Here is an 18,207-nt window from a genome sequence, read left to right on the forward strand (position 1 = left end):
ACATTTTGTAGCAAAGTGTGTTGCTTGCAGCGCAGCGGAGATATACTCAATGTTTATCCCTATCAAGTGCTGACGCACTGACGCGGTCGCGTGCCTGTATCCCTCCTCAGCTCTCCGGCATTGCGCCGCTTTCGACTGCCGCCTGGCCTGATCCGCATCGCCATCGCTGCGGTCGCCATCATGCTTACCGCATGGTCGCAGTGGGGGCCGGCGCCGGCGCCGTTGTTTTTCGGCAACGAGGCACTGCGCGACACCTTCCTCAAGGTACAAAAGAGCGACGCGCCCGAGCCGCGCATCCTGGTCGTCGACATCGATGAGAGCAGTACCGTCAAGCTTGGCCCCTGGCCCTGGCCACGCGCCCGCGTGGCTGACCTGGTGGAAACCTTGCTGACCGACTATGGCGCGCGCGGCGTTGCCCTCGACATCCTGATGCCCGACCCGTCCGATGCCGCGGGCGACACTCGCCTGGCGCTGCTGGCCGAGCACGGCCCGGTGGTGCTGGCCCAGGCCTTCGATTTTCGCCAGAACCGCCCGGAACCGCTGCGCCAGGGCAGCCTGGCAGGGGCCGGCATGCTGCGGCCAGGCAGCGCGGCCGTGCCGGCCAGCGGCTACATCGCCAACCATGCCGGACTGGCGCGCGCGCCCAAGGTCGGCAACATCGGTTTCATTCCCGACCCGGACGGCGTGTTGCGCCGGGTGCCGCTGGTGACCGCCTTTGAGGGCCGCGCTTACCCGGCGCTGGCGCTCGCCCTGCTCAACTGCTGCAGCGGCAAGCCGCCGCTGGTGCCCGAGGTTGGCGAGATGCGGGTGGCGTTCAAGCGCGACTGGACCGCTTACACAGTGGTCACCGCCGCCGAAATCCTGGCCCACGAAGTCGATGCCGCCAGCCTGCGCGGCCGCCTGGTCGTGATTGGCTCGTCTTCGCTCGGCCAGGGCGACCGGGTCGCCACGCCGCTTGGCAGCACACGGCCGGGCCTCGGGGTGCAAGCAGCCATGTTGTCCACCCTGCTCGACGTGCAGGAAGGCACGGCGCCACGGCCGTGGCCGGGCAAATGGCTGGCGCTGCTGTTTGCGGTCGGCTCGGCGCTGCTGGCCACCTACGCTTTCCCGCGCCTGTCGGCCGTCTCAAGCGTCGGCCTGCTGGCCGCGGCATCGCTGGCATGGGTAGCACTGGCCTATGCCGCCAGCCGCCACGATCCCGACTTTTCGACCACCGGGCCGCTCGCCAGCAACCTGTTTCTGCTGGCCTTCGCGGTCCCTTACCAGTGGCAGCTGACCCAGCGCCGCTCGCGCCACCTGCTTGACACCCTGCGCCAGTATGTGGCCCCGGCGGTGGTGCAGGAACTGCTGCGCAGCCAGGGCGACCCGCTGGCGCCGCGCCAGCTCGACGTGACCACGCTGATCGCCGACATGGAAGGCTACACCGGCCATGTCGAATCGCTGCCGGTGGAAGAAGCGGCGCGGCTGACGCGCGAGTTCCTCGACTGCCTGACCGGTCCGGTTATTGAAACCAATGGCACGCTCGACAAATACACCGGCGATGGCCTGGTCGCCTTCTGGGGCGCGCCGCTGCCGATTGAACATCATGCCGACCAGGCCCTCGACGCGGCGCGCGAGATCGTGCGCCGGGTTGGCGTGCTCAGCGATGCGCGGGTGAGCGCCGGCCGCGCCCCGCTGCGGGTGCGCATCGGCGTCGAAAGCGGGCTGGCGATGGCCGGCGACTTTGGCACGTCGTTCCGCAGCATTTATACTGCCGTGGGCGACAGCGTCAACACCGCGTCGCGTCTGGAGCAGGCCGCGCGCGATTATCCGCACGAGGTCATCATCGGCCCTGGCGCGGTCGAGCGGGCCAGGCGCCACCGTTTCATCCTGCTGGGCGAACGCCTGTTGCGCGGCAAGGAAAATCCGACAACACTTTTTTCGTTCGATCAGAACATGACTTCAAGCAGTAGCAGCCTGGCGCAAGCGCCAGCCGAAGCGGCGCGCGCCGCGGAGCAGTCCGCATGAGCGCCTGGCTGCTTGCCCCGATCCGCCGCGCCCTGGCCGCGCCCCTGCTGGCACTATGCTGCGGCGCGCCGGCGCTGGCCCAGCCTGGCGTTGCGGCCGCCGGCCAGGACCCGGCCCAGGTCCAGTCGATGTACGACAGCGCGCTGCAGTCGATTGCCGAGGGCCGCAAGAACGATGCCTCGAACATGCTGATGCGCGTGATCGAGAAGGAGTCGCTGCATGCCGGCGCCTACCTTGAAGTGGCGCTGATCCAATGCAGCCTGGGGCGCGCCGACGAGGCCGAACGGTTGTTCGCGATTGTCGAAACGCGCTTCAATCCGCCGCTGGCGATCCTCGAACTGATCGCCGAAGCGCGCGAAACCGGCTGCGACAAGTGGCAGGCGCTCAGTTCCAGTTCGTTCAGCCTGGCACGCGGCATCGACCACAACGTCAATCAGGGCGCCAGCAAGCCGAGCTACATCATCGAACGCGACGGCGGCGTCATCGAACTGCCCCTGCTGCCCGACTTCCTGCCGCAGCGCGACCAGTACACGGCGATGAATGCCGAGTACACCCGCGAAGTCACGGCCAATGGCAGCATCGGCTTCGTCCAGCTGCAGGGGCGCCGCAACGACCGCCTGAGCCAGTACGACAGCGCCTCGCTGTACCTCGGCGTCGACACCCCTTACCGCTTTGGCAGCTGGACCATGCGCACCACCGCGATGCTCGGCCTGACCGCGCTGGGCGGCGACTATTACCAGCGCCAGCTGACCTTGCAGGCGCGCGTCAGTCCGCCGCTGCGCCTGCCAAGTCACACCCAGTTCAACGTGCTGGTGGGCGCCACGCGCAGCGAGTATATGACCCTGACCAACTTCAACGCGACGACCATGGAGTTGCGCGGCCAGCTGTCCTACCGCAAGGACGACTGGTACCTGAGCGCCAGCCACGCGCTGCTGAACGACCGCGCGCGCGACGCCCGCCCGGGCGGCAACCGGCACGGCCAGGCCAGCAACCTGGTTGCGCGGCGCACCGTGTGGGGCGCGCTGACCGGCGAGCTGGGTTACTCGCACCAGACCTGGAACAGCGCCCAGGTCTACGCGCCGGGGCTGATCGACACGGTGCGCGACCAGTCGACCCGGGTGCTGCGCGGCACGCTCTCCTGGCCGGTGCGCAAGAACCAGTCGCTGCAGCTCGAAGCGCGCGCGGTGCGCAACCGCGAAGACATCTCGATCTTTCAGTACAATAACCGCATCGTCCAGTTGAGCTGGAACGTGCAGGGACAGTGACCGTATACAATCTGGTCCATTGGAACTGTTCGTAAGGCAATGCATGACGCTGGAAATGATGTTGTTCGGGGGCGCCGCCGCCGCCTTGTCGGCTGGCTGCCTGGTGCCCAACCGCTGGCTGCCGCGCCTGCCTAACGACAAGCTCCTGCATTTTGCCGGTTTTGCCGTGCTCAGCGTTCTGGCGCTGCGCGCCGCCGGCAGCGGCACGCCCGCCTGGCCATGGCTGTTCGGCCTGCTCGTGGGCGGCTGGGTGATCGAATGCTTGCAGTCGCTGGTGCCGGACCGCGCCTTTTGCTGGCGCGACCTGGCCGCCAACGCGGCCGGCATCGCGGCCGGGGCCGCGGCAGTCCAGCTCGCAGCGTTGTTTTGATTGGTTAAACTGTAGTTCCGAACCCGAGAAGTGAAGCGATGGCCTCCAGCACGGAAGCGAAGACAAGCGACGACAGCGCAGCGCCACTGGCCGACGGCCAGGCACCGGCGACGGGGCAGCGCGTCCACGTCCACCTGCGCAAGATTCCCTTGCTGGCGGAGCTGAGCGACGAAGAAATCGCCCGCGTGACGCCGGAGCTGCGCTTTCGCCAATACGCCAAGCGCGAGGTGGTGCTGCACAAGGGCGGGCGCGGCGACGGCTTGCTGTTCCTGCTGTCGGGCCAGCTCCAGGTGGTCGACATCACCGAGGACGGCCGCGCGATCGGCCTGCGCATGCTCAGTCCGGGCGACTTCTTCGGCGAAATCGCACTGATCAATAATTCGACCCGCTCGGCGTCGGTGGTGGCGACGAGCAGCGTGCTGGTGGCCTTCCTGCCGGCGCAAACGGCCATGCACCTGTTCTCGCATTCGCCGTCGGTGGCAAACCAGATGCTGCGCCACCTGGCGCAAAAAATCCAGCGCGACTCCGAATTCCGCGCGTTGCTGTCGATCAACAACACCGCCAAGCGGATCTATACCTACCTGGTGCTGATGCAGCGCAACCAGGGCGACCAGGGCGGGGAACCGGGCGGCCAGCAGGTGCTGGAAAACCTGCCGACCCACCAGGATATCGCCAACATGATCAATACCAGCCGCGAGACCGTCACCCGCGCGCTGCTGACCCTGGTTCAGCAAGGGATCGTGCAGAAAGACGCGCACCGCCTGATCATCATCAAGCCCGACGTGCTGCAGAAACTGGTACAGGGCTGACCGGGCACCCGGCCCGCCAGGCGCAATTGTCGCGCCGCGCTACTTACAACTGTAACAAGTATCGGCTTGTCCTGTAGAGTATAATTTTGCGCTCACAGACCATCCGACCGCTATGACGACAATCCACCCATTTGCATGCAGGTTGGCGCTCCGGGCCACCCCATGATTTCCAGCCATACCTTCCGCGGCCTGTGGGCCTATCGCGGGTTTGTGCTTGGCAGCGTGAAGCGGGAATTCGAGTCGAAGTACAGCAACGCGATCCTGGGCGCGGCCTGGTCGTTGCTCAGTCCGCTGGCAATGATCGTGGTGTACACCGTCATCTTCGCCGAGGTCATGCGCAGCAAGCTGCCCGGCAGCGACAACACCTTCGCCTACAGCATCTACCTATGCGCCGGCATCCTGACCTGGGGCCTGTTTGCGGAAATCATCGCGCGCTCGCAGACCATGTTCATCGAGCAGGCCAACCTGATCAAGAAGATCAGCTTTCCGCGCATCAGCCTGCCGCTGATCGTGGTGCTCAACGCCCTGCTCAATTTCGGCATCATCTTCGCGCTGTTTACCGTTTTCCTTGCCGTGACCGGCAACTTCCCCGGCGTGGCCTTCCTCGCCATCTTGCCGGTACTGGCGTTGCAGGTGCTGTTCGCCATCGGCCTGGGCATGATCATCGGCGTGCTGAACGTGTTCTTCCGCGATGTCGGCCAGTTTTTCAGCATCTTCATCCAGTTCTGGTTCTGGTTCACCCCGATCGTGTATCCGGCATCGATCTTGCCCGAGGCGATACGCGGGATGCTGCTCTGGAACCCGATGGCGCCGATCATTGGCGCCTACCAGACCATCCTGGTATACGGCCGCGCGCCTGACTGGGGCAGCCTGACGCTGCCGCTGGTTCTCGCCGTGCTGATGTGCGTGTTCGCGCTGCGCCTGTTCCGCAAGCGCTCCGGCGAAATGGTGGACGAACTCTGATGGGCAGCATTCACGTTTCCAACCTGGGCAAGGCCTATAAGCAGTATCCGACCCGCTGGTCGCGCCTGGCCGAATGGATGCTGCCGTTCCGCGGCGCGCGCCACAAGCTCAAGTGGGTGCTGCAGGATATCAATTTCGCGATTTCGGCGGGCGAGTCGATTGGGATCATCGGCATCAACGGCGCCGGCAAGAGCACCCTGCTCAAGCTGATCACCGGCACCACCCAGGCCAGCGCCGGCGCGATCCAGACCAGCGGGCGCATTGCCGCGCTGCTTGAACTGGGCATGGGCTTCCACCCGGACGTCACCGGCCGCAACAACATCGTCATGGCCGGCCAGCTGATGGGCCTGACGATGGACGAGATTGCCGCGCTGATGCCCGAGATCATCGCCTTTGCCGAGATCGGCGAGCACATCGACGCGCCGGTGCGGGTCTACTCGAGCGGCATGCAGATGCGCCTGGCGTTCAGCGTGGCCACCTGCGTGCGCCCCGACATCCTGATCGTCGACGAGGCGCTGGCGGTGGGCGACGTGTTCTTCCAGCAGAAATGCTTCGAGCGCATCCGCCAGTTCACCGAAGCCGGCACCACCTTGCTGTTCGTCTCGCACAGCACCGGGACCGTGTTGAAAACCTGCACCCGCTGCCTGTTCATCGAAAACGGCGCGCTGGCGTTCGACGGCGCCCCCAAGGAAGCGATCGACCTGTACCAGGCCGCGCTGCTGGGCCGCCAGGACCGCGCCGGCCATGCGTTCCAAGTCACCTCCAGCGACGCCGCCGCCCACATGGAGGAGGCGCGCGAGCGCCATGACTTCCTGGTCAGGCAAGCCGTTCCGCTCGACGGCAAGGCCGGCAGCATCCGCACCGGCCGCGCCGAGTGCGTGGGCGCGCGCTTTGTCGATGGCGGCGGCGCCGAGCAACTGACCCTGGTGGCCGACAGTCCGGCCACCTTGCAGCTGGAATTCCGTATCGATGACGAACTCGACGATCCGCATGCCGGGTTCAAGATCCGCGACCGCTTCGGCGTGGTACTGTTCGAAACCAATACCTTCTGCATGCGCGCGCACCTGGGCGCCGCCGCTGCCGGCAGCATCCTGGCGGTGCGCTTCGCGTTCCCGCTCAGCCTGCGCCCTGACGAATACACGATCACCGTCGGCCTGGCCAATGGCGGTTACGGCGAAGGCCAGTTCCGCGAAGTCATCTGCTACCTGCATGAAGTGACCGCGCTGGCCGTGCTGCCCAACCCCGACGCCATCATCTGGGCCGGCGCCATCAACCTCAGTCCGCAACTGAGCTTTGAAAAATACTAAGGCAACACATTTTATGAACCAGACAACCACCTCGCGCGATCCGCTCGTGCCGGCCCAGGCGCAGCAGATTGTGCGCGGCCTGTACCGCGGCCTGCTGGCGCGCGATCCTGAACCGGCCGGCCTCGACTACTGGAGCGGCGTGATCCTCGCCAGCGGCGACGCCGGCGCCGTGCTCAACGCGATCATCGCAAGCGACGAATTCATCGCGCTCAGCGCACCGCTGGCGCGTCGCGACGGCGTACGCGCCCGGCTGGCCGCGCATGCCATCGAGGCACTGGCGGCGCGGCCGCTGGCCATCGTCGACGTCGGCGCGCAGGAACTCGAAGGCGAGCAGCACGTGTACGCCGCGCTCGACGCCCACGGCCTGCCGAACCGCGTGATCGGTTTCGAGCCGCTGGCCGACAAGCTCGACGCAAGCCAGCGCCGCAATCCGCGCATCACGCTGTACCCGACCTTCATCGGCGACGGCGGCACCCATACTTTCCACATCAATAACTTCGACGCCACCTCGTCGCTGCTGCCGCTGAACCGCGCGCTCACCGCCAGTCTGGTCGACCTGAGCAACCTGGCCACGGTCAGCACCGAACAGGTGGCCACCAGCACGCTCGACGCGGTGCTGGCCGATACGCCGTATGTCGATTTCCTCAAGCTCGACATCCAGGGCTTCGAGCTGGCCGCGCTTCAGCACGCCGGCGCGCTGCTGGCGCGCACCAACGTGGTCCACTGCGAAGTGTCGTTCGCCGAGATCTACCAAGGCCAGGCGCTGTTCTCGGAGGTTGAGACCCTGCTGCGCGAACATGGCTTCTACTTCGTCGACTTCAGCTCCAGCACCCATTATCCTTACCACTGCGCCTCGGGCAGCACCTCGCGCGACCGCCTCGGCTGGGGCGACGCGGTGTTCTTCAAGCGCCAGGAACTGGTGGCCGGCGAATACGGCCTGCTGGCCCAGGTCCTGATCGCGCTGTTCGTCTACGACAAGCCGTCGCTGGCCGAGTTCCTCGCCGCGCGCACCAGCGCCTCGGCCATCTTCGAGGGGGAGCAATGAGCTTCATCAGCTACGCCCAGAACTGTGAAGACGTGCTGCTGTGGCGCGCGCTGGGGCACATCAAGAACGGCTACTACATCGACGTCGGCGCCAACGACACGGTCGACCATTCGGTCACCAAGGCGTTCTACGACGCCGGCTGGAGCGGCATCAACATCGAGCCGCTGCCGGCGCTGCACCAGCGCTTCGTCGAGCAACGCCCGCGCGACACCAACCTGGCCATCGCCGCCGGCGCCAGCGACGGCATCCTGACGCTGTTCGACGTCCCCTCGGTCAATGGCTGGGCGTCGCCCGACCGCGCCGTGGCCGAGGCGCACCGCGCCGACGGCTTCGAGGTCACTGAACTGACGGTGCCGGTGCGTACCCTCAGCGGTGTGTGCGCCAACTACGTCAAAGGCGACATCCACTTTTTGAAGATCGATGTCGAAGGTTTCGAAGGCGAAGTTTTGCGCGGCATGGACTTCGAGCGCTGGCGCCCATGGGTGCTGGTGATCGAGGCGACGCTGCCGAACAGCCGCGTCACCAACCACCAGACATGGGAAGCGCTGGTCACCAGCCGGCGCTACCGCTACGCCCACTTCGATGGCCTGAACCGCTACTACGTGGCCGAAGAACACGCCGAACTGCTGGAAGCGCTGTCGATACCGCCGAACGTCTTCGACGACTACATCACCCACCACCTCGACAAGGCATGGAAGAAAGCCCAGCACGAAGAGCAGGCGCACGCGCGTGCGGTCGAACGCTCGGAAGCGGCAATCGGCCTGGCCGAGGAGCGCACCGCGCGCGCCGACCAGCGCCGCTGGGAAGCGGAGAAGCGGGCCGACGCCGAGTTCCAGCGCGCCCATGACGCCCTGGCCCACGGCGCCGCCCTGCAGCTGCGCCTGGAAGCGCTGAACGTGGATAACGCGCGTGCCAACGAATGGGCCCGCGATCTCGAGCAGCGCCTGCTTGCGACGCTAAACAGCACCTCGTGGCGCATCACCCGGCCGCTGCGCATGGCCGGCACGCTGGTGCAGCGGCTGCGCGCAGTGCCCTACAAGGCGCACGCGGCGGGCTTTGTGCGCCGCATCCTCACGCGCCTGACCCGCAACGAGCGGGTGCGCCGCCTGTTCATTCCGCTGCTGCTGCGCTTTCCGGCCCAGGCCACCAAGGTATCGCGCACGATCAACGCCATCAAACAAGGCCCGAGCCACGCGCCTGCCCTGCCCGCGTCGGCCCAGAAAGTGCTGGCCGACCTGCAGCGCGCCCGCCGTAACCCCGAAGTGAAATAAGCCATGCGTATCGTTTTTGACCTCCAATGCTGCCAGGCCGGCATCGCGCCCGGCTCCCTCGCGCGCGTCCAGGACCTGGTGCGCCAGTGCGCCCCGCATGAAGCCTGGGTTGCCCTGTCGAGCCTTTATCCGTCCAGCATCGAAACGCTGCGCCTGGCGTTTGCCGGCCTGCTGCCGCCCGAGCGCATCCGGGTCTACCAGCTGCCGTCCGCGCAAACCGGCGGCGCCGAGCTGATTCGCCAGAACTTCTTCGCGGCGCTCGGCGCCGACGTCGTCTACACCCCGCGCGACGAAGACCAGGCCAGCGAACTGCAGCGCCTGATCGACGCCGCAGCCGCGTCCAGGCCGGCACCGGCGAAAGGCCAGAAGCTGGCATACATCTCACCGCTGCCGCCGGCCAAATCGGGTATCGCCGACTACAGCGCCGAGTTGGTCAACGAGCTGGCGCGCTTTTACGACATCACGCTGGTGGCCGGCCAGCCGGAGGTCGACGACGCGCGCCTGAATGGCAAATTCGAGGTGCGCGACGTCGCCTGGTTCGAGCAGAACGCCAGCGGCTTCGATCGCGTGCTGTACCACTTCGGCAACTCGCACGCGCACCAGCACATGTTTGAGCTGATCCGCCGCCATCCGGGCATCGTGGTGCTGCACGACTTCTTCTTCTCGGGGATCCTCGACAACCTCGAGCGCGAAGGCTACCTGCCGCAGGCGTACACCAAGGCGCTGTACGAGTCGCACGGCTACACCGGCCTGCTGGAGCACCGTGCGATCGGGCGCAATCCGTCGATCTGGAAGCATCCGCTCAACAAAGGCGTGCTCGATAACGCCGCCGGCGTGATCGTTCACTCGGACTTTTCGCGCCAGCTCGCCGAGCAGTGGTACGGAGCCGGCGCCGCCGATGGCTGGCGCACGATTCCCCTGCTGCGCGGGAAACCGGAAGGCATCCACGCCGACGACGCCCGCGCCAAGGCGCGCGAGCGGCTCGGCATCGGCGCCGACGACTTCATCGTCTGCAGCTTCGGCATGCTGGGTAGCACCAAGAAGAACGAAGAACTGCTCGACGCCTTCCTCAGCTCCGCTCTGGTGTCCGACCAGCGCTGCCGCCTGCTGTTCGTCGGCGAGAACGACCCCGGCCCGTACGGCGAAGCGCTGACCGGCAAGATCGCCGCCAGCGTCGCCGCCGCGCGCGTCACCATCACCGGCTTCGTCAGCGCCGCCGACTACGCCGACTACCTGGCCGCCTGCGACATCGCCGTGCAGCTGCGCGGCGCGACCCGCGGCGAAACCTCGGCCGCGGTGCTGGACTGCCTGCTGTACGGCGCACCCACCATCGTCAACGCGCACGGTTCGACCGCGTCGATCAGCGACGCCCTGCTGCTCAAGATCGCCGACGAATTCAGCCGCGAGGAACTGGCCGGCGCACTGGCGCTGCTGCACCAGGACGCGACGCTGCGCAAAACCTATTCGACCCGCGCGCTGGCCTACATGCGCGAGCACCACGCGCCGGCCAAGGTCGGCGCGCAGTTCGCCGACGCCATCGAGCACTTCGCCGCGCACAGCCGCCACAGCCACTACCGCACCTTGATCGACCAGCTCGCGCACATGCCGGGCCAGGAGCCGGGCGAGGCCGGCCTGGTCGAGATGGCCAAGGCGATCGCCTTCAACCAGCCGCCGAGCGCGCCGCGCCAGCTGCTGGTGGACGTGTCGGCGGTGGTCCAGACCGACATCAAGACCGGCATCCAGCGGGTGGTGCGCAGCGTGCTGCTGTCGCTGATTTCCGATCCGCCGCCCGGCTACCGCATCGAGCCGGTGTATTCCGGCGGCGGCAACCGCAGCTACCAGTACGCGCGCCAGTTCGGGTTGAACATGGTGGGCGAGACCGGCGAAGGCGCGCTCACCCTGGAAGACACGCCGATCGAGGTGCGTCCCGGCGACATCTTCCTCGGCCTCGACCTGTTTACCACCGGCACTTCGCAAAACGCGCCGCTGCTGCAGTCGATGCGCGACCATGGCGTGCAGGTGTATTTCGTGGTGTTCGACCTGCTGCCGGTGCTGCGTCCCGACGTTTTCCCTTACGGTACCGAGCAGTATTTCGGCGAGTTCCTGCGCACCGTGACGCGGGTGTCGGACGGGCTGCTGTGCATTTCGCGCGCGGTGGCCGACGAACTGGTGACGTGGATCGGCAAACAGCCGGCCACCCGTTCCGGTCCGCTCAACATCGGCTGGTTCCACCTCGGCGCCGACATCGACGCCAGCGCGCCGAGCTTCGGGCTGCCGGACGACGCCGAACAGATCCTCGCAGCGGTGCGCGAGCGGCCAAGCTTCCTGATGGTCGGCACGGTGGAGCCGCGCAAGGGGCACGCGCAGGCGCTGGCGGCGTTCGAACTGCTGTGGAAGCAGGGATCGCAGATCAACCTGGTCATCGTCGGCAAACAGGGCTGGATGGTCGAGAAAGTGGTCGAGCGCATCGCCAAGAGCCCGGAAAACGGCCGCCGCCTGTTCTGGCTTCCGGGCGCGTCCGACGAGATGCTGCTCAAGCTGTACGCCAGTTCGGCCGCGCTGCTGTCGCCGTCCGAAGGCGAAGGCTTCGGCTTGCCGCTGATCGAGGCGGCGCAGCACAACATCCCGATCATCGCGCGCAGCCTGCCGGTGTTCCGCGAGGTGGCCGGCGACCATGCCTGGTATTTCGAGGGGCTGGCGCCGCACGACCTGTCCGACTCGCTGGCCAAATGGCTGGTGCTCAACGCCGAAGGCAAGGCGCCGCAGTCGACCGGGATGACCTGGCTGACCTGGAACGACAGCGCCCGCCAGGTGTTGAATGCGGTTGAAAAACAGCAGTGGTACAAGGTGGTGCCCGGTGCTGAAGTGGTTCCTGCGAAAACGGGAACCTAATTAGTTTCCTTAGGAAACGTACCATGGGCTCCCGCCTGCGCGGGAGCGACGTCGCGCTACCTATTTGCGTGAAACGCGTGACCGTTGCCCCGCACTACGCTACCATGCTGCTTGCCAATCTTTTAACGTAGATTCATTTTCATGTATCCGAACGATTCCATCGCTGTTGTCATTCCTTCCTATCGCGTCACGCGCCATGTTCTTGGCGTGATCGGCGCGATCGGGCCGGAAGTCACCCATATTTATGTGGTGGACGACTGTTGCCCGGACAAGTCGGGCGCCTTCGTGCGCGAGCATTGCAGCGATCCGCGCGTCGTGGTGATCGAACATGAAAAGAACCTGGGTGTCGGCGGCGCCGTCATGACCGGCTACCAGGCCGCCATTTCGGCCGGCGCCGCCGTCATCGTCAAGGTCGACGGCGATGGTCAGATGGATCCGCGCCTGATCCCGAACTTCATCGTGCCGATCCTGGCCGGCGAAGCCGACTACTCCAAGGGCAACCGCTTCTACGACCTGGAACAGCTGCGCACCATGCCGCCGCTGCGCCTGTTCGGCAATGCGGTGCTGTCCCTGATGAGCAAGGTGTCGTCGGGTTACTGGGACATCTTCGATCCGACCAACGGTTTCACCGCGATCCACGCGGACGCGGCGCGCCACCTGCCGTTCGAGAAAATCAGCCGGCGCTACTTTTTTGAAACCGACATGCTGTTCCGTCTCAATACGCTGCACGCGGTGGTGGTCGACGTGCCGATGGACGCGGTGTATGGCGACGAAGTGAGCAACCTGAAGATCTCGCGCATCGTCACCGAATTCGTGGCCAAGCACTTCCGCAATTTCTTCAAGCGCGTGTTCTACAACTACTACCTGCGCAACATGTCGCTGGCCTCGATCGAGCTGCCGCTGGGCGGCGCCATGCTGGCCTTCGGCACCGTGTACGGCGTCAACGCCTGGCTGCACTCCGCGCGCGAAGGCACCACCACGCCGGCCGGTACCGTCATGGTCGCCGCGCTGCCGGTGCTGATGGGCGTGCAGCTGATCCTCGCCTTCCTCGCCTACGACATCGCCTCGGTGCCGCGCCGCCCGATCCACAAGACCATCTGGTCGCGCACCAAGCATGCTTGAACTGCTGTCGCGCCAGCGCCAGTTCCTGCTGTATCTCGCCGGCGGCGTGGCCAGTGCCCTGATCGACGTCGGCCTGATGCAGTTCCTGATTTACAGCGGCGTCGATTATGTCGCCGCGACCTCGGTCGGCTTCGTCGCCGGACTGGTGTTCAACTACGGCTACCACGCCACCGTGACCTTCACGGCGCCGCCGTCGGGGCGCAGCATGGGCCGCTACCTCGCCGTGGTGGCGATGAACTACCTGTTCACGCTAGGCTGCGTGGCCCTGTCGGTGCACCTGGTCGACATGGCGCTGGTGGGCAAGCTGCTGTCGCTGCCGCTGGTGGCCATCAACGGCTTCATCCTCGGCAAACACTGGATCTTCAAATAGCGTCGCTCACGACACCTGGGCCGGCTAGCGGGTACCGATCTCGATGCTGGTAAAGCCGATTCCAAGCAAGCGGTCGTCGGGTCCCATTCCCATTGCGCGCGGCGTGACCGGGTCCGGGATTTCAATCTTCACGACCTGCTCCGCGCCGCTGGTATCGAACTGGAAGAAGCGGTCCTGCGCGGTGCCGGTAAGCCGGAACGGCCGGCGCTGGCCGCCCACCACCAGCACGAACTGCTGATCGGTCTTCGGCGGGAATGCATTCGCCCGCAACAGGATATTGAGCTTTTGCGGCAGCGGCCGAACAAAGTGCAGGCGCACCTCCCGGCCATCGGACCAGGCGCCCCACCCTTCCGGTCCCGACAGGTTCTCGGCACGCGCCAGCAGGCCGCCGACCGGCTTGTTGAAGTCGAACTTACCCAGCGGCTGGTGCTCGACCTGTACTTTCATCAGCGCGAATTCGGCGGTCTTCACTTCCGGCTTGATATCGTCAGGCAGCGCGTGCTGACCGACGACCAGTACCCAGTCGCGTCCTGGCGCCAGGTCTTCGCGCACAAACGGCGCGCCCGCCACCAGGTCGTGGGTCTTGGTAAGGGGATGGTCGATGTGGAACAGGGCGCGGCTCAGGCCTGCGATGCTGTCCCCGGCGACGGTCAGCTTGCCGGCCTGCTGGCGGTCGAGGTAGTGCCGCACCAGCATGCCGGCCTTGTCGTAGTCGTTGGGCGCCTGTGCGCGCGCCTGGATTGCGCTGATGGCGCGGTCGGCATTCCAGGCGGTGAGCGGCAGCGCCACGAACACAAACAGCATGATGCCGGCCCGGCGCTGTACGATCCATAGCGCGAGGGTCAGGACCGCCAGGCCGGCGGACAGCTTCAGCAGCATCGGGAACTCTTTGAACACCGTCAGTTCGGGCGAATCGACCAGGCCAACCGCGTAGTCGGTCAGCAGGTAACGCGCCGCGTACAGCATGACCGCCATCACCGGCAGCGCCGCCGCGGCGCGCAGCAGCAGCGACTGGCGTGCGGCCGGCAGGGCCAGCGGGGCGGCGGCAATCACCAGCATCAGCGGGAACGCGAAATCGTAGTAGCGCTGGTGCAGCCGCACGCCTTCCAATGGCCCGGCCGACGCGATGGTGGCGGTGAACATCACGGTCATGGCGCCGGCCGCGCACAGCATCAGCATCGCGAACACCTGGAGTGAGCGCTGCTGCTGCGAGGCCTGCGCACGTACCTGCTTGTCGAACACGTGCAGCAGCAGCGTTGCCAGCGGCAGCGGCAACAGCAGCGCCAGCGCGAGGATGTGGCCCTGCAGGCTGACCAGCGCGGCCGGCAGGATGCGCAGCAGCGACTCAAGGCTGGTCGTACTGTTGGTGGCGTGGGTACCGTAGAAATTACCCAGCAAGTTCAGCCCCGAGCGGCCGGCAACGGCATAGCCGATCGCAAAACGCACCACGACCATCGTGACGGTGGCTACCGCCAGCATAATGACAAAACGGCGCAGCCAGCCATCGTTGCGGTACTGCGCGAGGCAAAGGTAAAGCATGAACGCCAGGTGCGCGGGCAGCAGGAACAGCGCGTGCACTTTGATCGCACTCATCACGCCGAGCATCGCTCCGGTAACGAGGCCATACGCCAGCGGGGTCGCCTCGGTGCGCGCCAGCGCAACCCAGGCGAACGCGCAGAACGCGAGGAAGTACATCGTCTCCGGCATGAAGTAGGCGGCAAACGAGCTGACCGGCGCCAGCACGGCGGCCAGCGCCAGCACGATGGCGCTGGGTCGGCTGCACACCTGGCGCGCGATCAGGTAGATGAACGGCGCCGCCGCCACCAGCAGCGCAGCATTGAGGATGCGCGCGCAGTCGAGGAAGCCGGGTCCGCAGGCATTGGTCAGGCGGTAGACGCCGAGGAACAGGTAGGACGGCAGGATCGATTTATCGAAGGGCATCAGGCGCGCAGCGCTGCTGTAGAGCCATTCATCGGCGAACACCATCGGATACAGTCCGGCGTTGCGCCAGACCAGCTGAAAAAACACGACGGCCAGTGCGAACGGCAATGCGTAACGGCCAATGAGTTGGTGCGATCGTGCGTCAGGCCAGCGTAATGTCATCAAATATCCTCGATTCGAGCGTGGATTCTATACCAACGAGCAACATCTGAGCAGCGTAACGAGGCAATGCAGTACACTTCCGGTTCCAAAACTTTGCCAAATATTCAATGACGCTTTTTTCCCGCGCGCGCATCAACAGCATGACTGGCCTTCTGCGCGACCGTCGCTGGGAAATTGGTTTCGGCATGGCGTTGCTGATCATCCTTGCCTACATCGCGCGGCGCCATGGCAGCACCTATCCGTCGGTATTCGCCGACGAACAGATCTACAGCCACTTCGCGCGCCTCCTGCCGCTCGATGAAGTGACGATTCCTTCCTATCTTTATCTGTCGGTGTATGGCCTGACCAACGCCTGCGGCGAGGGCTTCTTGCGCTGCGCGCGCTACATCAACCTGCTGTTCTTCATCGGTTCGGCGCCGTTCATCTACCTGGCCACGCGCACGGTCGCGGCGAAACCGCTGGCGATATTCGTCGCGCTGTTGTGCGTCGCCGCTCCCACCAGTACCTATACTGGCTACTTCATGCCGGAGTCGATGTACTTCTTCGGCTTCGCAGTGCTGACCTGGCTGTCGCTCGCGCCACTGCGCATGCACTGGGCGATCCATGCCGCGCTGGCCGGCGCCGTGCTCGGCCTGATGACCCTGGTGAAGGTGCACGCCCTGTTCCTGGTGCCTGCATTGGCGCTGTTCATGGCCTACCTCGGCTGGAGCCGCAGCCCCGGCGCCGCGGGCCTTGGCCGCGGCCTGCTTGCCGCCATTGCCAGCGTGGCCGCCGTGTTCGTCGCGAAGTTCATTGCCGGTTTCCTGTTTGTCGGCCAGGACGGCCTGCAGGTACTGGGCAGCTTCTACGGCAACCAGGCCAGCGATGGCGTCAGCGCCGGGGCGAGCGTGCTGACGCTGCTGCCGGCCGCCTGGTTCAGCCTGCAGGGACACCTGATGTCGCTGGTGATGATCTTTGCGCTGCCGATCGCCATGATGGCCTGGCATGGCCTGAGCAGCCGCGCGCGCGCCAGCGCCGGGCCGCAGGTCAGCGCCCTGATGGCCTACGCGTTGCTGATGCTGGGCGCGGCCATCGCACTGACCGTGTTCTACACCGCGTCAACCGCGGGCTATGGTCCGCTCGACGGCAAGCGCCTGCATGCGCGCTACTACACGTTCGCGCTGATCCTGCCGCTGATGATTGCCGCCGCCCGCACCGGCACTGGATGGCGGCAGCCACGCGCGCTGCTGCCGTGGGCAATCGCAGCGCTGCTGTCCGCTGCCATCATCCATGCCGCCACCGCGCTGCCGGCGTCCTATTTGTTCATGGTGGCGGATGGCCCGGAGATCGTTGCCTTCGGCCTCGGCAAGCCAGGATCGATCGCAGCGGTCCTGCTGGCGCTGCAAATCGCAGTGCTGGCGCTGTGGTGTATGAGCCGCGCATTAGGCGCCATGGCCTTCATTCTGGTTTTCATGCCGCTGTTTATCATGAATGGCGAACGCATGATCGCGCCTTACATGGCGCAGAACCGCAACGCCAATGCCTACGATAATGCAGGGATGTATGCGCGCAAGCACCTGTCCCCGGAGCAGCGCAACGGCGTGCGCATCGTCGGCGACAATCTCGGCGAACTGCTGCGCGCGCGCTTCCACGTCGACGCGCGCCACGCCGACGCCGTCGTTCTGCCATCCGGGTCGCAGATCGAGCGCTATTCGCTCCCGCGACACAGGAGCTGGCTGCTGGTCATCGGCGACTACAAGCTGCCGCAGGGCGTGGAACCGGTATTCAAGACGGCGGAATTCTCGCTGGCGGCCACACCGCTGAGCAACCGGGCGCTGGGCGAAGCGAAGCTGTCAGGGCCGCTCGACAACGCGCTGCTCGCCGGCGCGGAAGGCCTGGCCGGCCCCGAGGAATGGGGCAGATGGTCGAACGACGACCAGGTACGGCTGCACTTCAAAAGCGCGCTGCCCAAGCGGCTGAACCTGTTTTTGACCATGCGGGCTTTCGGCCCCAACCTGGGCAAGGAGTTCGTGGTGCGGGTGGACGGCGCCGAGCAGCGCGTGAAGCTTCCGGCACTGCAAGAGGAGATCTTCCTGCAGTTCGAGACTGACGGCACGCAGCAAACCGTGACGATCGAAGTACCGCAAGCGGTGTCGCCGAAAGAGCTGGGATGGTCGGAAGATATCCGGAGACTCGGACTGGGACTGGGGCGGGTGGAGATCGGAACGCCTGAGAACTAGGCTAGCCGCCGCTCCTGCGACGGCGGGAGCCGATGTTGGTTGGTGATGCAGGCGTGAGATGGGTGCCCGCGTGCGCGGGAACGACGGCGGCTACTTCGGAACGCTGGCGATCTAGACAAACCGTCGCTCCCGCGAAGGCGGGAGCCGATACGGCTTGGTGATGCAGGCGTGAGATGGGTTCCCGCGTGCGCGGGAACGACGGTGGCTACCGAGGGAACGACTGCGGCTACTTCGGAGCGCCGCCGATCTAAGCACCGTCGCTCCCGCGAAGGCGGGAGCCGATACGGCTTGGTGATGCAGGCGTGAGATGGGTTCCCGCGTGCGCGGGAGCGACGGCGGCTAACGCGGGAATGACTGCGGCTACTTAGGAACGCCGCCGATCTAAGCACCGTCGCTCCCGCGAAGGCGGGAGCCGATACGGCTTGGTGATGCAGGCGTGAGATGGGTTCCCGCGTGCGCGGGAA

The 18,207-nt window shown here is 65.9% G+C and carries 13 protein-coding genes; 12 read left to right on the forward strand and 1 reads right to left on the reverse strand.

All coding sequences use genetic code 11. From position 1 onward, the window contains the following. The first annotated feature begins 90 nt into the window (after positions 1-90). The 11 genes from I4X03_RS18765 (at position 91) to I4X03_RS18820 (ending at position 13,421) form a co-directional block, all read left to right on the forward strand. On the forward strand, positions 91-2,007 hold the full coding sequence (locus I4X03_RS18765) for a CHASE2 domain-containing protein (protein WP_223469775.1): 1,917 nt from the start codon (positions 91-93) through the stop codon (positions 2,005-2,007). After that, positions 2,004-3,272, forward strand: coding sequence for a tetratricopeptide repeat protein (locus tag I4X03_RS18770; RefSeq protein WP_223469776.1), 1,269 nt, complete (start codon positions 2,004-2,006; stop codon positions 3,270-3,272). Before I4X03_RS18765 ends, I4X03_RS18770 begins: the two co-directional genes overlap by 4 nt. Before the next feature lie 43 nt (positions 3,273-3,315). Further along, positions 3,316-3,642 carry a VanZ family protein gene (locus I4X03_RS18775; protein ID WP_223469777.1) on the forward strand — a complete coding sequence of 109 codons (327 nt, stop codon included), beginning with the start codon at positions 3,316-3,318 and terminating at the stop codon, positions 3,640-3,642. Between the two features lie 38 nt (positions 3,643-3,680). Further along, the gene (locus I4X03_RS18780) at positions 3,681-4,451 is read left to right on the forward strand and encodes a Crp/Fnr family transcriptional regulator (RefSeq protein WP_223469778.1); all 771 of its coding nucleotides are present in this window, start codon (positions 3,681-3,683) and stop codon (positions 4,449-4,451) included. Positions 4,452-4,613: 162 nt separating this feature from the next. Next, complete coding sequence (locus I4X03_RS18785; protein ID WP_223469779.1) at positions 4,614-5,414, forward strand: ABC transporter permease; 801 nt, start codon at positions 4,614-4,616, stop codon at positions 5,412-5,414. Then, positions 5,414-6,721 carry an ABC transporter ATP-binding protein gene (locus I4X03_RS23220; protein WP_307735379.1) on the forward strand — a complete coding sequence of 436 codons (1,308 nt, stop codon included), beginning with the start codon at positions 5,414-5,416 and terminating at the stop codon, positions 6,719-6,721. Before I4X03_RS18785 ends, I4X03_RS23220 begins: the two co-directional genes overlap by 1 nt. 13 nt (positions 6,722-6,734) lie before the next feature. Next, complete coding sequence (locus tag I4X03_RS18800; RefSeq protein WP_223469780.1) at positions 6,735-7,766, forward strand: FkbM family methyltransferase; 1,032 nt, start codon at positions 6,735-6,737, stop codon at positions 7,764-7,766. Then, a complete protein-coding gene (locus tag I4X03_RS18805; protein ID WP_223469781.1) occupies positions 7,763-9,037 on the forward strand; it encodes an FkbM family methyltransferase in 1,275 nt (424 codons plus the stop codon). The genes I4X03_RS18800 and I4X03_RS18805 overlap by 4 nt, the downstream gene beginning before the upstream one ends. A gap of 3 nt (positions 9,038-9,040) precedes the next feature. Then, positions 9,041-11,929, forward strand: coding sequence for a glycosyltransferase (locus I4X03_RS18810; RefSeq protein ID WP_223469782.1), 2,889 nt, complete (start codon positions 9,041-9,043; stop codon positions 11,927-11,929). 141 nt (positions 11,930-12,070) lie between these two features. Beyond that, entirely contained in the window at positions 12,071-13,051 is a 981-nt protein-coding gene (locus I4X03_RS18815; RefSeq protein WP_223469783.1) for a glycosyltransferase family 2 protein, read from the forward strand. Continuing rightward, positions 13,044-13,421 carry a GtrA family protein gene (locus I4X03_RS18820; RefSeq protein ID WP_223469784.1) on the forward strand — a complete coding sequence of 126 codons (378 nt, stop codon included), beginning with the start codon at positions 13,044-13,046 and terminating at the stop codon, positions 13,419-13,421. The genes I4X03_RS18815 and I4X03_RS18820 overlap by 8 nt, the downstream gene beginning before the upstream one ends. 24 nt (positions 13,422-13,445) lie before the next feature. Here I4X03_RS18820 and I4X03_RS18825 read toward each other — a convergent pair whose 3' ends face one another. Further along, positions 13,446-15,524 carry a DUF7024 domain-containing protein gene (locus tag I4X03_RS18825; protein ID WP_223469785.1) on the reverse strand — a complete coding sequence of 693 codons (2,079 nt, stop codon included), beginning with the start codon at positions 15,522-15,524 and terminating at the stop codon, positions 13,446-13,448. A gap of 107 nt (positions 15,525-15,631) precedes the next feature. Here I4X03_RS18825 and I4X03_RS18830 point away from each other — a divergent pair, with 107 nt between their 5' ends. Continuing rightward, on the forward strand, positions 15,632-17,743 hold the full coding sequence (locus I4X03_RS18830) for an ArnT family glycosyltransferase (RefSeq protein ID WP_223469786.1): 2,112 nt from the start codon (positions 15,632-15,634) through the stop codon (positions 17,741-17,743). The last annotated feature ends 464 nt before the right edge of the window (positions 17,744-18,207 follow it).

Source organism: Massilia soli (assembly GCF_016809835.1).
Classification (GTDB): domain Bacteria; phylum Pseudomonadota; class Gammaproteobacteria; order Burkholderiales; family Burkholderiaceae_D; genus Telluria_A; species Telluria_A soli.

Coding starts and splice junctions, on each gene's coding strand:
- I4X03_RS18785 (WP_223469779.1), top strand. CDS start 4,614: ATGATTTCCAGCCATACCTTCCGCGGCCTGTGGGCCTATCGCGGGTTT.
- I4X03_RS23220 (WP_307735379.1), top strand. CDS start 5,414: ATGGGCAGCATTCACGTTTCCAACCTGGGCAAGGCCTATAAGCAGTAT.
- I4X03_RS18770 (WP_223469776.1), top strand. CDS start 2,004: ATGAGCGCCTGGCTGCTTGCCCCGATCCGCCGCGCCCTGGCCGCGCCC.
- I4X03_RS18820 (WP_223469784.1), top strand. CDS start 13,044: ATGCTTGAACTGCTGTCGCGCCAGCGCCAGTTCCTGCTGTATCTCGCC.
- I4X03_RS18800 (WP_223469780.1), top strand. CDS start 6,735: ATGAACCAGACAACCACCTCGCGCGATCCGCTCGTGCCGGCCCAGGCG.
- I4X03_RS18825 (WP_223469785.1), bottom strand. CDS start 15,524: ATGACATTACGCTGGCCTGACGCACGATCGCACCAACTCATTGGCCGT.
- I4X03_RS18815 (WP_223469783.1), top strand. CDS start 12,071: ATGTATCCGAACGATTCCATCGCTGTTGTCATTCCTTCCTATCGCGTC.
- I4X03_RS18805 (WP_223469781.1), top strand. CDS start 7,763: ATGAGCTTCATCAGCTACGCCCAGAACTGTGAAGACGTGCTGCTGTGG.
- I4X03_RS18810 (WP_223469782.1), top strand. CDS start 9,041: ATGCGTATCGTTTTTGACCTCCAATGCTGCCAGGCCGGCATCGCGCCC.
- I4X03_RS18775 (WP_223469777.1), top strand. CDS start 3,316: ATGACGCTGGAAATGATGTTGTTCGGGGGCGCCGCCGCCGCCTTGTCG.
- I4X03_RS18780 (WP_223469778.1), top strand. CDS start 3,681: ATGGCCTCCAGCACGGAAGCGAAGACAAGCGACGACAGCGCAGCGCCA.
- I4X03_RS18830 (WP_223469786.1), top strand. CDS start 15,632: ATGACGCTTTTTTCCCGCGCGCGCATCAACAGCATGACTGGCCTTCTG.